Raw genomic sequence first — 13,172 nt, forward strand, 5'->3', positions numbered from 1 at the left:
GTAAACAGGGAGAGCGTGCGATCAATCCAGCATAACGCGCTGGCAAAGCGGTGAAAAACCGGCCGTTGCCTCCAGTGTATTATGCTGTTTCACTCAGTCAATTCTGAATATGTCAGTTGATTTACAGAAGAAACTTCCTGTTTAATAACCTGAAAAATAAAGCCTTATTAATAAAAAATGTCAGAAAAGTACGCTAACTCATTCATGCTTAATCAGTTTTCGACTTTATCTGACAGCACAAACACTCACAACATACACGACAAAACAAATGGGGTAGTCAGGATGAAAATGAAAGGTCGCGCATTACTGGCGGGATGTGTAGCACTGGCGATGAGCCATGCGGCGCTGGCTGAAAATATCAAAGTGGCGATTGTCGGCGCAATGTCTGGCCCGGTGGCGCAGTACGGCGACATGCAGTTCGCCGGTGCGACTCAGGCAATTGAAGATATCAACGCCAAAGGCGGTGTTAACGGCAACAAACTGGTTGCGGTGAAATATGACGACGCCTGTGACCCGAAACAGGCGGTTGCGGTAGCGAACAAGGTGATTAACGACGGCATCCGCTACGTGATCGGTCATCTCTGCTCTTCATCCACCCAGCCCGCTTCTGACATCTATGAAGATGAAGGTGTGCTGATGATTACCCCGGCGGCGACCGCCCCTGACCTGACTTCCCGCGGCTATAAACTGATTATGCGCACCACCGGTCTCGACTCCGATCAGGGTCCGACCGCCGCGAAATATGTGATGAGCGAGCTTAAACCGCAGCGCATCGCCGTAGTGCATGACAAACAGCAGTATGGCGAAGGCCTGGCGCGCTCCGTACAGGAGAGCCTGAAAAAGCAGGGCGCTAATATCGTGATGTTTGAAGGTATCACCGCTGGCGATAAAGATTTCTCTACGCTGGTCGCGCGCTTCAAGAAAGAGAACGTCGATTTCGTCTATTTCGGCGGTTACTACCCGGAAATGGGTCAGATCGTGCGTCAGGCACGTGCTGCGGGCCTGAAAACCCAGTTTATGGGACCGGAAGGCGTGGGTAACGCCTCGCTGTCGAACATCGCCGGTGCCGCTTCTGAAGGCATGCTGGTGACCCTGCCAAAACGCTACGACCAGGTTGAAACCAACAAACCGATCGTGGAAGCGCTGAAAGCGAAGAAACTGGATCCGACCGGACCGTTCGTCTGGACCACCTATGCCGCACTGCAGTCGCTGGCAACCGGCATGGAGCGCAGCAAGAGCGCTGAGCCGGACGCTATCGTGAAAAACCTCAAGGAAGGTGCGGCGGTGCCAACCGTGATGGGCAACCTGAACTGGGATGAGAAGGGTGACCTTAAGGGCTTTGAATTCGGCGTCTTTAAATGGCATGCCGATGGCACCTCGACTGCTGTGAAGTAAACCAGGCTGTTTTGTGGTGAGCGGGAGGCCGGTTAACCGGTTTCCCCTGACCAGCGACACGAACGCCTGGTGCTGGTCTGCCAGGCGTTTTTTGTACCCCGATCGCCCATGATCGGTTAAGTAAGGGTCAAGGTATGTCCGAGCAGTTTCTCTATTTTATTCAGCAGATGTTTAACGGTGTGACCCTGGGCAGCACCTACGCGCTGATCGCCATCGGTTACACCATGGTTTACGGCATTATCGGCATGATCAACTTCGCCCACGGCGAGGTCTACATGATCGGTAGCTATGTCTCCTTTATCGTGATTGCCGCCCTGATGATGATGGGCATCGACACCACCTGGCTGATGATTGCGGCCGGCTTTGTGATGGCGGTAATTATCTCCAGCGCCTACGGCTGGAGCATTGAGCGCGTCGCCTACCGGCCTGTGCGCTCGTCCAAGCGCCTGATTGCGCTGATCTCCGCCATCGGGATGTCGATATTCCTGCAAAACTACGTCAGCCTGACGCAGGGTTCACGCGACCTGGCGCTGCCGAGTCTGATTACCGGACAGTGGACGGTAGGCGAGAGCAACGGCTTTGCCGCCACGATTTCTACCATGCAGATAGTGATCTGGGTGGTGACGTTCCTGGCGATGCTGGCGCTGACCACCTTTATCCGCTACTCACGCATGGGCCGCGCCTGCCGCGCCTGCGCAGAAGACCTGAAAATGGCCAGCCTGCTGGGAATTAACACGGATCGCGTGATCTCGCTGACCTTTGTCATCGGTGCCGCGATGGCCGCGGTGGCGGGCGTATTGCTGGGACAGTTCTACGGTTCAATCAACCCCTTCATCGGCTTTATGGCAGGTATGAAGGCATTCACCGCCGCCGTGCTGGGCGGGATTGGCAGTATTCCGGGCGCGATGATTGGTGGTCTGGTACTGGGCATCGCCGAGGCGCTGACCTCGGCCTATCTCAGCACGGAATATAAAGATGTGGTCTCGTTTGCCCTGCTGATTGTGGTGCTGCTGGTGATGCCGACCGGGATTCTGGGTCGCCCGGAGGTCGAAAAAGTATGAAGACTTCCTTTATCAATGCCCTGATCTCCTCGGTGATGCTGCTGGTACTCGCCACCTTCTTTATGGGGCTGCGCCTGAACCTGGACGGCACTAATCTGGTGGTGCAGAACGCCGGCAGCGTGCGCTGGAACTGGATCGCCACAGGCTGTGCGGTGGTGTTTCTGTTTCAGCTGCTGCGTCCGGTATGGCAAAGCGGCCTGAAGAAAATCTCCGGTCCGGCGCTGGTGTTACCGGGTCTGGATGGCTCGACGCCGAAGCAGAAACTGGTGATGGCGGTGCTGATTATCGCCGCCGTTGCCTGGCCATTCCTGGTGTCACGCGGCACCGTCGATATCGCCACCATGACGCTGATCTACGTGATGCTCGGTCTGGGCTTAAACGTGGTGGTCGGCCTCTCTGGCCTGCTGGTGCTGGGTTATGGCGGCTTTTACGCCATCGGTGCCTACACCTTTGCGCTGCTGAACCACTATTACGGTCTCGGCTTCTGGCAGTGCCTGCCGCTCTCCGGCATAGTTGCCGCGCTGTTTGGTCTGCTGCTGGGCTTCCCGGTGCTGCGACTGCGCGGCGACTATCTGGCGATAGTGACGCTGGGCTTCGGTGAGATCGTGCGTATTCTGCTGCTGAACAATACCGCCCTGACCGGCGGGCCGAACGGCATCAGCCAGATACCGAAACCGACGCTGTTTGGTCTGGAGTTTGGCCGTACGCCGCGGGAAGGCGGCTGGGATACCTTCCATAACTTCTTTGGCCTGAAGTACGATCCCAGCGACCGCATTATCTTCCTCTACCTGGTGGCGCTGCTGCTGGTGGTGCTGACGCTGTTTGTGATCAACCGGCTGCTGCGGATGCCGCTGGGCCGAGCCTGGGAAGCCCTGCGTGAGGATGAGATTGCCTGTCGTTCACTGGGCCTCAGCCCGACCCGCATCAAGCTGACCGCCTTTACCATCAGTGCCGCGTTTGCCGGTTTTGCCGGCAGCCTGTTCGCGGCGCGTCAGGGCTTTGTCAGCCCGGAATCCTTTACCTTTGTCGAATCCGCCTTTGTGCTGGCGATTGTCGTGCTGGGCGGGATGGGGTCGCAGTTTGCGGTGATTCTGGCCGCCATCCTGCTGGTGGTGTCACGCGAGCTGATGCGCGATCTCAATGAGTACAGCATGCTGGTGCTGGGTGGCCTGATGGTGCTGATGATGATCTGGCGTCCGCAGGGCCTGTTGCCGATGAAGCGTCCGCATCTGAAGCTCAGAACCGGTAAACAAGGAGAGCAGGCATGATTCAGCCTTTATTAGCCGTTGAAGGCCTGATGATGCGCTTCGGCGGTCTGTTAGCCGTGAACAATGTGGCGCTGGAGCTGCGTCCGCAGGAGATCGTTTCGCTGATTGGTCCCAACGGTGCCGGTAAAACCACCGTGTTCAACTGCCTGACCGGCTTTTACAAGCCAACCGGCGGGACGATCACATTGCGTGAGCAGCATCTGGAAGGGTTGCCGGGCCAGAAGATTGCGCGGATGGGCATCGTGCGGACGTTCCAGCATGTGCGTCTGTTCCGTGAGATGACGGTCATTGAGAATCTGCTGGTGGCGCAACATCAGCATCTGAAAAGTGGTGTATTTTCCGGTCTGCTGAAAACCCCGGCGTTTCGCCGCAGTGAGAGCGAGGCGCTGGATCGTGCGGCGACCTGGCTGGAGCGGGTGGGGCTGCTGGATCTGGCTAACCGTCAGGCGGGCAATCTGGCCTATGGTCAGCAGCGTCGGCTGGAGATTGCGCGCTGTATGGTGACGCGCCCGGAAATCCTGATGCTGGATGAACCGGCGGCGGGCCTTAATCCCAAAGAGACCCACGAGCTGGACGCGCTGATTGCGGAGCTGCGTGGTGAACACAAGGTGTCGGTGCTGCTGATTGAACATGATATGAAGCTGGTGATGGGGATTTCTGACCGTATTTATGTGGTCAATCAGGGAACGCCGCTGGCTAACGGAACGCCGGAAGAGATTCGTAATAACCCGGATGTCATTCGTGCCTATTTAGGAGAGGCCTGAGATGGCAAATGCGATGTTAACCATTGAGAACGTCAGCGCCCACTACGGCAAAATTCAGGCGCTGCACAACGTCAGCCTCTATATCAATCAGGGCGAAATCGTCACCCTGATTGGCGCTAACGGTGCCGGAAAAACCACGCTGCTGGGTACGCTGTGCGGCGAGCCGCGCGCGACGCAGGGCACCATTACCTTTGATGGCAAAACCATCACCGACTGGCAAACCTCGCGCATTATGCGTGAAGCGATCGCCATCGTGCCGGAAGGCCGGCGCGTCTTTTCGCGCATGACGGTAGAAGAGAACCTGGCGATGGGGGGCTTTTTTGCCAGCCGTCCGGACTATCTGACGCGGATCAAGCGCGTTTATGAACTCTTCCCGCGTCTGGAGGAGCGTAAAATCCAGCGCGCCGGGACGATGTCGGGCGGCGAACAGCAGATGCTGGCGATTGGCCGTGCGCTGATGAGCCAGCCGCGCCTGCTGTTGCTGGACGAACCGTCGCTGGGACTGGCACCGATCATTATTCAGCAGATCTTCGACACCATTGAGCAGCTGCGCAGCGAGGGGATGACTATTTTCCTGGTGGAGCAGAATGCGAATCAGGCGCTGAAGCTGGCGGATAGGGGCTATGTGCTGGAGAACGGGCATGTGGTGCTCGAAGACACAGGTGCAGCACTTCTTTCCAACGAAGCCGTCCGCAGCGCGTACCTCGGAGCTTAATATTCAGAGGCCTGGCTTACTGGTCAGGTTGTGGTTGGGCAGTGCTCGCCATCCTCACGTACTACGTGTACGCTCCGGTGGCTGCGCGCTGTCCGCCCGCAACCTGCCTGCGCCGCCGACGGCCTTGAGCATCGGTGTGGGTGTTGCCGCCAACGGGCTTTGAGTTTGCCCTTAAAAAGCAGGGACAAGTGCTGTCATTGCCAGTATCCGTTACAATTTATGTAAATAAACTCGACTTTGTAATGGTGTATAGCCGCTCAGATTGCTGAAAACCCAAATCAGGGTGAATTTGGCTGCAACGAACAAACTCAACGCACAGGGAACACGGGCAGAGGAGGAAAGCGTCCCGCGCCATGGACGGCGCGGGCCGAGCATGTCATGGATGACGGATTTTGCGTCTTTCCGATCTGACCGTGTTCTCTGTGCAGGGCTCAGTCTTACAGCAACCAGGCCAGACTTTGTCAACAAGCTCAGCTGCAGTTAGTCGCTCTGCCTTTTCCGCTATTCAGTCTGTCACCCGGCTGTCATCTTTCTGTTATTAATCCTTCATTTCCCCGTGTCATGTTACTTCGCGAAACAGAAATCCGTGATTTCACGCGTATTTACCTGCACAGGAAAATTCTATGTCCGTCGTTACCTTTCGTCGTAGCCTGATGAGCGTGCTGCTCGGTCTGACGCTCAGCAGCCATGCCATGGCCGCCACTGAGATCCCTTTCTGGCACTCTATGGAAGGCGAGCTAGGCAAAGAAGTGGATTCGCTGGCACAGCGTTTTAACCAGACGCATCCCGATTACAAAATTGTTCCGACCTACAAAGGTAACTACGAGCAGAGCCTGGCGGCAGGGATTGCGGCAGTGCGCAGCGGCAAAGCCCCTGCGGTGCTGCAGGTTTATGAAGTCGGTACGGCGACCATGATGGCCTCGAAGGCGATTGTGCCGGTGCATCAGGTCTTCAAAGACGCCGGAATCCCCTTTGATGAAAAGCAGTTCGTGCCAACGGTGGCGGGCTACTACAGCGACAGCAAAGGTCAGCTGATCTCTCAGCCGTTCAACAGCTCAACGCCAGTGCTCTACTACAACAAAGATGCCTTTAAAAAAGCGGGTCTGAACCCGGATCAGCCACCGAAAACCTGGCAGGAGCTGGCGACGGATGCCGCTGCACTGCGCAAATCGGGCATGAGCTGTGGCTACGCCAGCGGCTGGCAGGGCTGGATCCAGATTGAAAACTTCAGCGCCTGGCACGCTCTGCCGGTAGCGACCAAAAACAACGGGTTTGACGGACTTGATGCGGTGCTGGAGTTCAACAAGCCGGTACTGGTTCGTCATATCGAGCTGCTGGAAGCGATGAACAAGAAAGGGGACTTCACCTATTTTGGCCGCAAAGATGAGTCCACCGCCAAGTTCTACAACGGCGACTGCGGTATCACCACCGCCTCATCGGGTTCGCTGGCTGATATCCGTCATTACGCCAAATTCAACTTCGGTGTTGGCATGATGCCGTATGACGAGACCGTGCCGAATGCGCCGCAGAACGCCCTGATCGGCGGTGCCAGCCTGTGGGTGATGAAAGGCAAAGATGCGACAACCTACAAAGGCGTGGCTGAGTTTATGCAGTTCCTCGCTAAACCGGAAATCGCCGCGGAATGGCACCAGAAAACCGGCTATCTGCCGATTACCACCGCCGCCTACGAGCTGACTAAACAGCAGGGCTTCTACGATAAGAATCCGGGTGCGGATATCGCTACCCGTCAGATGATGAACAAGCCGCCACTGCCGTTCACTAAAGGCATGCGTCTGGGCAATATGCCGCAGATTCGTGCCGTGATCGACGAAGAGCTGGAAAGCGTCTGGACCGGCAAGCAGTCGCCGCAGAACGCGATGGATAACGCAGTGAAACGCGGTAACGAGTTGCTGCGCCGCTTCCAGCAGCAGGTGAAGTAATCTCTCCTTGCGGGCCAGCTCAGGCTGGCCCCTCTCTCTTACGCCAGGTACACCATGTCTTCATCTCGTCCGGTCTTTCGCACCAGTCTGTTGCCCTATCTTCTGGTGCTGCCGCAACTGCTGATTACCGCCATCTTCTTTCTCTGGCCTGCCGGTGAAGCGCTGTGGTACTCGCTGCAAAGCCTCGATCCCTTTGGCATCTCCAGCAGCTTTGTCGGGCTGGAAAATTTCAGACGCCTGTTTGCCGATCCTTACTATCTGGATTCGTTCTGGACCACCATAAAATTCAGCGGCATGGTCACGGTGTTCGGCATGGTCTTTTCGCTGCTGCTGGCGGCGCTGGTGGATTATGTGGTGCGGCTGCGCCGTCTCTATCAGACGCTGTTGCTGCTGCCCTACGCCGTTGCGCCTGTCGTGGCCGCGGTACTGTGGATGTTCCTTTTTAATCCGGGCCTGGGCCTGTTCAGCTATCTGCTGAACCACATCGGCTACAACTGGAACTATGCGCAAAACAGCGGTCAGGCGATGTTCCTGATTGTGCTGGCATCAATCTGGCAGCAGATGAGCTACAACTTCCTGTTCTTCTTCGCTGCGCTGCAATCGATCCCCAAATCGCTGGTGGAAGCCGCCGCCATTGACGGTGCCGGACCGGTGCGTCGCTTCTTCAACCTCTCGCTGCCGCTGATTACGCCGGTCAGCTTCTTCCTGCTGGTGGTGAATCTGATCTACGCCTTCTTCGATACCTTCCCGGTGATCGATGCCGCCACCGGCGGCGGGCCGGTGCAGGCGACCACCACGCTGATCTACAAAATCTATCGCGAAGGCTTTACCGGTCTGGATCTCTCCTCGTCCGCTGCGCAGTCGGTGGTGCTGATGCTGCTGGTCATCGGGCTGACGGTGCTTCAGTTCCGCTTTGTTGAACGTAAGGTGCAATACCAATGATTGAGAATCGACGCGGGCTGGATCTCTTCAGCCACATCGTGCTGGTGCTGGGCGTGCTCACCATCCTGTTTCCGCTCTATGTCGCCTTTGTGGCGGCGACGCTGGATAACGAAGCGGTCTATCATGTGCCGATGACGCTGGTGCCCGGCACGCACCTGTGGGAGAACATCTCGCGCATCTGGACGCATGGCGTCAACGGCAACGGGCCGGCGTTTGGCCTGATGCTGCTCAACAGCATGATCATGGCGCTGGGCATCACCTTCGGCAAAATCACGGTGTCGATGCTGTCGGCGTTTGCGCTGGTCTGGTTTCGCTTTCCGCTGCGCACGCTCTTTTTCTGGCTGATCTTCATCACCCTGATGCTGCCGGTAGAGGTGCGTATCTTCCCGACAGTACAGGTGATTGCCGATCTCAACCTGCTCGACAGCTACAGCGGATTAACCCTGCCGCTGATGGCCTCAGCGACAGCCACCTTCCTGTTCCGCCAGTTCTTTATGTCGCTGCCGGATGAGCTGGTGGAGGCGGCACGCATCGACGGGGCCAGCGCGATGCGCTTCTTTATCGACATTGTTCTGCCGCTGTCGAAAACCAATCTGGCGGCGCTGTTTGTGATCACCTTTATTTACGGCTGGAACCAGTACCTCTGGCCGCTGCTGATCATCAATGACGCCAGCCTCGGCACGGCGGTGGCGGGGATTAAAAGCATGATCTCCTCCAGCGGATCGCCGACCCAGTGGAATGAAGTGATGGCGGCAATGTTATTAACCCTGATCCCACCATTGGTGGTGGTGTTAGTCATGCAGCGTGCCTTTGTGCGCGGTCTGGTTGAGAGTGAGAAATAAGATGGCAGGCGTAACCCTTCAGGCAGTAACCAAATCCTACGATGGCAAAAATCAGATCATCCAGCCGCTGAATGTCACCATCAATGACGGCGAATTTATGGTGATGGTCGGGCCATCCGGCTGCGGTAAATCGACCCTGCTGCGCATGGTGGCCGGACTGGAGCGCGTCAGCTCCGGCGATATCTATATCGACGACCGGCGCGTTACTCAGGAAGAGCCAAAAGATCGCGGGATTGCAATGGTGTTCCAGAACTACGCGCTCTATCCCCATATGTCAGTGGAAGAGAACATGGCCTATGGCCTGAAAATCCGTGGCATGGGCAAAGAGCAGGTCCGCCAGCGGGTGCTCGACGCGGCGCGCAGTCTGGAGCTGGATCATCTGCTGATGCGTCGGCCTCGCGAACTCTCCGGCGGACAGCGGCAGCGCGTGGCGATGGGCCGCGCGATCGTGCGTGAACCGGCAGTTTTTCTGTTTGATGAGCCGCTCTCCAACCTTGATGCCCGTCTGCGGGTGCAGATGCGGCTGGAACTGCAGCAGCTGCATCGCCGCTTACAGACCACCAGCCTCTATGTCACCCACGATCAGGTGGAGGCGATGACGCTGGCGCAGCGGGTGATGGTGATGAACAAAGGGGTGGTCGAGCAGCTCGGCACGCCGGTCGAGGTGTATGAGCGTCCCGCCAGCCAGTTCGTTGCCTCGTTTATTGGCGCGCCCGCCATGAATCTGCTGAAAGGGCAGTTCAGCAGCGATGGATCACGCTTCGATCTCGACGCCTCGCACGCTCTGCCGCTCAGCGACAGTAAAGCGAAATGGGCTAACCGGCCGGTAGTGCTGGGTATCCGGCCAGAGCACATCCGGCTCAGTAGCCGCGAGCAGGGCGGCGTGCCGCTGCGGGTCGATACGCTGGAGATGCTGGGGGCTGATAATCTGGCACATGGCCGCATCGGTGACACGCCACTGGTGGTACGCTTAGCCCACAGTGAACGCCCGCAGCCAGGTAGTACGCTGTGGCTGCATCTGCCGTCAGATGCGTTACACTTCTTCGATTCAACCCATGGAAAGCGTCTGGAATGAGCACACAACACTGGCCCTATCCCCGCATCGTCGCCCATCGCGGCGGCGGTAAACTGGCACCGGAAAATACGCTGGCGGCGATCGACACCGGCGCGAAATATGGTCATCAGATGATTGAATTTGATGCCAAATTATCGGCCGATGCGCAGATCTTCCTGCTGCATGACGACACGCTCGATCGCACCAGCAACGGCTGGGGCGTGGCGGGTCAGCTGCCTTGGGAGAAGCTGTCGCAGCTTGATGCGGGCAGCTGGTTTGGCAACGCATTTACCGGTGAAAAGCTGGCGCGGCTGGATCAGGTGGCGGCACGCTGCCGTCAGCATCAGATGATGGCGAACATCGAAATCAAACCGACCACCGGCAGCGACGCTGAAACCGGACGCGCCGTGGCGCAGGCTGCCGCGATACTGTGGCAGGATCAGGTCGCACCGTTGCTCTCTTCGTTCTCTTTTGAGGCGCTGGAAGCCGCGATGAAGGCAGAGCCGCAGTTGCCGCGTGGCCTGCTGTCGCACAGCTGGGACCCGCAGTGGCAGGAGAAAACGGCTGCGCTGGCGTGCGTCTCAATTCACCTTAATCATAAGGTGCTGACCGCTGAGCGGGTCACCGAACTGAAAGCCGCAGGCCTGAAGATTCTGGTTTATACCGTGAACAGCCCGGATCGGGCGCGGGAATTGCTGAAATGGGGCGTCGATGCCATCTGTACTGATGCCATCGACATCATCGGCCCCGATTTTCATTAGTTCTGGTTTAGATTCTGATTCTGCTGGCCCGGCTGCGTGGTAATCACCCGCTGCTGGGCGCTGTTCCGCTGCTCCTGCATTTTACGCTGCGTGTCCTGCGTCTGACGCTGCTGATCCTGGCGCAGCTTCAGCTGTTGCTGTTGCTGCTGGGTCTGCATCTGCGACTGCATCCGCTGCTGGCTGGGGTTATAGCCAGGTTTATTCGGATCGTTAGTGCTGTTCAGCGTGTTCGCCTGACTGGCGAAAGGCAGCAGAGCGGCCAGAATAATCATCCACTTTTTCATCACTCCTCCTTCCTTAAAGCGACAGGGTTTCTGGTGCACAACGGCTTACACCGATATCAGGGTCGTAGCCATAAGTTTACCCGATATCACAGACCTTACTTTCCGATCTATTCCTGATTTGACTTAACCCCGGTTATTTTGCTGTATTTGTAGGCACTTGCAGAAATGATAAAAAAATGTAAATAACAATATGGGATGGTGGCAGGATGAAAATGCAGCAAACAGTGCGTCAGCTTAGCTGGTCGCTGGTGATGAGTTTCACCGTAGTGGCAGGCGCTAACGCCGCGCCAACGCAGGCTCCTCCGGTCTCCTACGGTGTGGACAGTGACACTTTTCACCCGGTAAAAGCGCAGCACGGCATGGTCGCGTCAGTGGATGCGATGGCGACGCAGGTTGGCGTGGAGATCCTGCGTCAGGGCGGCAATGCGGTGGATGCCGCGGTGGCGGTGGGCTTTGCGCTGGCCGTGACCCATCCGCAGGCGGGCAACCTCGGCGGCGGTGGTTTTATGCTGCTGCGCACTGCCTCTGGCCGCGCCACGGCTATCGATTTCCGTGAGATGGCCCCGGGACACGCGTCGCGTGACATGTTCCTGGATAAGCAGGGCAACGCCGACAGCAAGCTGTCGCTGACATCACATCTCGCCTCGGGCACACCGGGCACCGTGGCCGGACTGGCGCTGGCTGCGCAGAAATATGGCACTCTGCCGCTGAGCACGCTGCTGGCCCCGGCGATCAAACTGGCGCGTGACGGTATTCCGGTCAACGACGCGCTGGCGGATGACCTGAAGACCTACGGCAAAGAAGTGCTGATCACCCATCCCAACAGCAAAGCGATCTTCTACAAACCGGACGGTACACCGTGGCAGAAGGGCGATAGGCTGGTGCAGAAGAACCTGGCTCACAGCCTGCAACTGATTGCCCGTCAGGGGCCGGATGCGTTTTACAAAGGTGAAATCGCGGATGAGATCGCCGGAGAGATGGCGCAGCATGGCGGCCTGATCAACAAAGCTGACCTGGCGGCCTATCGTGCGGTCGAGCGTAAGCCAATTAGCGGGACATACCGTGGCTATGAAGTCTTCTCAATGCCGCCGCCGTCATCCGGTGGCATCCACATCGTGCAGATTCTGAATATCCTGGAGAATTTCGATCTGGCGAAGATGGGCTTTGGCAGTGCTGATGCCATGCAGGTGATGGCAGAAGCAGAGAAATATGCCTACGCGGACCGCTCGGAATATCTCGGCGATCCCGATTTCGTGAAGGTGCCGTGGCAGGCGCTGACCAGTAAAGCCTATGCCAAAACCCTGGCGCAGCAGATCGATGTGGCGAAAGCGCGACCTTCCAGCGAGATCAAACCGGGCAAGCTCGAACCTTATGAAAGCAATCAGACTACCCATTTCTCGGTGGTGGATAAGCAGGGGAATGCGGTCGCGGTGACTTATACGCTTAACACCTATTTCGGCAGCGGAATTGTGGCGGGCAACAGCGGCATCCTGATGAATAACGAGATGGATGACTTCTCAGCCAAGCCAGGCACGCCCAATGTCTACGGGCTGGTTGGCGGGGAAGCGAATGCGGTGCAACCGGCGAAACGTCCGTTGTCATCGATGTCGCCGACCATCGTCGCCAAAGGAGGAAAAACCTGGCTGGTGACCGGCAGTCCTGGCGGCAGCCGCATTATCACCACGGTGTTGCAGATGGTGGTTAACAGCATCGATTTCGGGATGAACGTGGCGGAAGCCACCAATGCGCCGCGCTTCCATCATCAGTGGCTGCCGGATCAGCTGCGGGTGGAGAAGGGCTTCAGTCCCGATACGCTGCGTCTGCTGGAAACCAAAGGTCAGCATGTGAAGGTACTGCCGTCGATGGGCAGTACGCAGAGCATCATGATCGGGCCGGATGGCATGCTCTATGGCGCTTCCGATCCGCGCAGCATCGATGATTTGAGTGCGGGTTATTGAGATTTTACTGTGTTGTTTGCGCAGGCACGGTTTAACAGTGAACCGTGTCAGACAGAGTCAGCAATCAGAAAGGGCCCCGGAAGGGTAATGCCAGTCAGTTAAGCGACAGGTGATAACGCAGTCTGGTGCCGGGCAGGGGCTGGCGGTCCTCGCGCCGCTGCGCGGTTCCTTCACTTCATTCGCCTGCC

12 protein-coding genes are annotated in these 13,172 nt (G+C 57.5%); 11 read left to right on the top strand and 1 reads right to left on the bottom strand.

Annotated elements, in window-relative coordinates; translation table 11 throughout:
- The first annotated feature begins 282 nt into the window (after nucleotides 1-282).
- From NR201_RS20590 to ugpQ, 10 genes are all read left to right on the top strand, one after another.
- On the top strand, nucleotides 283-1,395 hold the full coding sequence (locus NR201_RS20590; protein WP_256850120.1) for a branched-chain amino acid ABC transporter substrate-binding protein: 1,113 nt from the start codon (nucleotides 283-285) through the stop codon (nucleotides 1,393-1,395).
- Nucleotides 1,396-1,529: 134 nt separating this feature from the next.
- A complete protein-coding gene (livH, locus tag NR201_RS20595; RefSeq protein ID WP_009087789.1) occupies nucleotides 1,530-2,456 on the top strand; it encodes a high-affinity branched-chain amino acid ABC transporter permease LivH in 927 nt (308 codons plus the stop codon).
- Nucleotides 2,453-3,724, top strand: a complete 1,272-nt coding sequence (locus NR201_RS20600) for a high-affinity branched-chain amino acid ABC transporter permease LivM (RefSeq protein WP_010253305.1) — start codon at nucleotides 2,453-2,455, stop codon at nucleotides 3,722-3,724. Before livH ends, NR201_RS20600 begins: the two co-directional genes overlap by 4 nt.
- Nucleotides 3,721-4,488 (top strand): high-affinity branched-chain amino acid ABC transporter ATP-binding protein LivG, encoded by a 768-nt coding sequence (livG, locus tag NR201_RS20605; RefSeq protein ID WP_010253302.1) that lies wholly within the window; start codon nucleotides 3,721-3,723, stop codon nucleotides 4,486-4,488. The genes NR201_RS20600 and livG overlap by 4 nt, the downstream gene beginning before the upstream one ends.
- A 1-nt stretch (nucleotide 4,489) precedes the next feature.
- On the top strand, nucleotides 4,490-5,203 hold the full coding sequence (livF, locus tag NR201_RS20610; protein ID WP_022624013.1) for a high-affinity branched-chain amino acid ABC transporter ATP-binding protein LivF: 714 nt from the start codon (nucleotides 4,490-4,492) through the stop codon (nucleotides 5,201-5,203).
- Between the two features lie 623 nt (nucleotides 5,204-5,826).
- Nucleotides 5,827-7,143 (top strand): sn-glycerol-3-phosphate ABC transporter substrate-binding protein UgpB, encoded by a 1,317-nt coding sequence (gene ugpB / locus NR201_RS20615; protein WP_256850121.1) that lies wholly within the window; start codon nucleotides 5,827-5,829, stop codon nucleotides 7,141-7,143.
- A gap of 54 nt (nucleotides 7,144-7,197) precedes the next feature.
- Complete coding sequence (gene ugpA, locus NR201_RS20620) at nucleotides 7,198-8,085, top strand: sn-glycerol-3-phosphate ABC transporter permease UgpA (RefSeq protein WP_010253295.1); 888 nt, start codon at nucleotides 7,198-7,200, stop codon at nucleotides 8,083-8,085.
- A complete protein-coding gene (gene ugpE / locus NR201_RS20625; RefSeq protein ID WP_223566215.1) occupies nucleotides 8,082-8,927 on the top strand; it encodes a sn-glycerol-3-phosphate ABC transporter permease UgpE in 846 nt (281 codons plus the stop codon). Before ugpA ends, ugpE begins: the two co-directional genes overlap by 4 nt.
- A gap of 1 nt (nucleotide 8,928) precedes the next feature.
- Nucleotides 8,929-10,002, top strand: a complete 1,074-nt coding sequence (locus tag NR201_RS20630; RefSeq protein WP_010253289.1) for a sn-glycerol-3-phosphate import ATP-binding protein UgpC — start codon at nucleotides 8,929-8,931, stop codon at nucleotides 10,000-10,002.
- Nucleotides 9,999-10,742, top strand: coding sequence for a glycerophosphodiester phosphodiesterase (gene ugpQ, locus NR201_RS20635; protein WP_052270769.1), 744 nt, complete (start codon nucleotides 9,999-10,001; stop codon nucleotides 10,740-10,742). The genes NR201_RS20630 and ugpQ overlap by 4 nt, the downstream gene beginning before the upstream one ends.
- On the opposite strand, the gene NR201_RS20640 is transcribed toward ugpQ, so the two are convergent.
- Nucleotides 10,739-11,026: a DUF2756 domain-containing protein gene (locus NR201_RS20640; RefSeq protein ID WP_022624015.1), complete on the bottom strand. Its 288-nt coding sequence runs from the start codon at nucleotides 11,024-11,026 to the stop codon at nucleotides 10,739-10,741. The two genes, ugpQ and NR201_RS20640, sit on opposite strands and share 4 nt — an antisense overlap.
- A gap of 206 nt (nucleotides 11,027-11,232) precedes the next feature.
- Here NR201_RS20640 and ggt point away from each other — a divergent pair, with 206 nt between their 5' ends.
- Complete coding sequence (gene ggt / locus NR201_RS20645) at nucleotides 11,233-12,984, top strand: gamma-glutamyltransferase (RefSeq protein WP_031292113.1); 1,752 nt, start codon at nucleotides 11,233-11,235, stop codon at nucleotides 12,982-12,984.
- Nucleotides 12,985-13,172: the final 188 nt, after the last annotated feature.

This window comes from Pantoea sp. Fr-CA_6 (genome assembly GCF_024520895.1).
GTDB lineage: Bacteria > Pseudomonadota > Gammaproteobacteria > Enterobacterales > Enterobacteriaceae > Pantoea > Pantoea agglomerans.

Bases quoted from the DNA above. Each gene is read 5' to 3' on its own strand.
- ugpQ (WP_052270769.1), top strand. From the start codon at position 9,999: ATGAGCACACAACACTGGCCCTATCCCCGCATCGTCGCCCATCGCGGC.
- ugpE (WP_223566215.1), top strand. From the start codon at position 8,082: ATGATTGAGAATCGACGCGGGCTGGATCTCTTCAGCCACATCGTGCTG.
- livH (WP_009087789.1), top strand. From the start codon at position 1,530: ATGTCCGAGCAGTTTCTCTATTTTATTCAGCAGATGTTTAACGGTGTG.
- ggt (WP_031292113.1), top strand. From the start codon at position 11,233: ATGAAAATGCAGCAAACAGTGCGTCAGCTTAGCTGGTCGCTGGTGATG.
- NR201_RS20600 (WP_010253305.1), top strand. From the start codon at position 2,453: ATGAAGACTTCCTTTATCAATGCCCTGATCTCCTCGGTGATGCTGCTG.
- livG (WP_010253302.1), top strand. From the start codon at position 3,721: ATGATTCAGCCTTTATTAGCCGTTGAAGGCCTGATGATGCGCTTCGGC.
- ugpA (WP_010253295.1), top strand. From the start codon at position 7,198: ATGTCTTCATCTCGTCCGGTCTTTCGCACCAGTCTGTTGCCCTATCTT.
- NR201_RS20630 (WP_010253289.1), top strand. From the start codon at position 8,929: ATGGCAGGCGTAACCCTTCAGGCAGTAACCAAATCCTACGATGGCAAA.
- ugpB (WP_256850121.1), top strand. From the start codon at position 5,827: ATGTCCGTCGTTACCTTTCGTCGTAGCCTGATGAGCGTGCTGCTCGGT.
- NR201_RS20590 (WP_256850120.1), top strand. From the start codon at position 283: ATGAAAATGAAAGGTCGCGCATTACTGGCGGGATGTGTAGCACTGGCG.
- livF (WP_022624013.1), top strand. From the start codon at position 4,490: ATGGCAAATGCGATGTTAACCATTGAGAACGTCAGCGCCCACTACGGC.
- NR201_RS20640 (WP_022624015.1), bottom strand. From the start codon at position 11,026: ATGAAAAAGTGGATGATTATTCTGGCCGCTCTGCTGCCTTTCGCCAGT.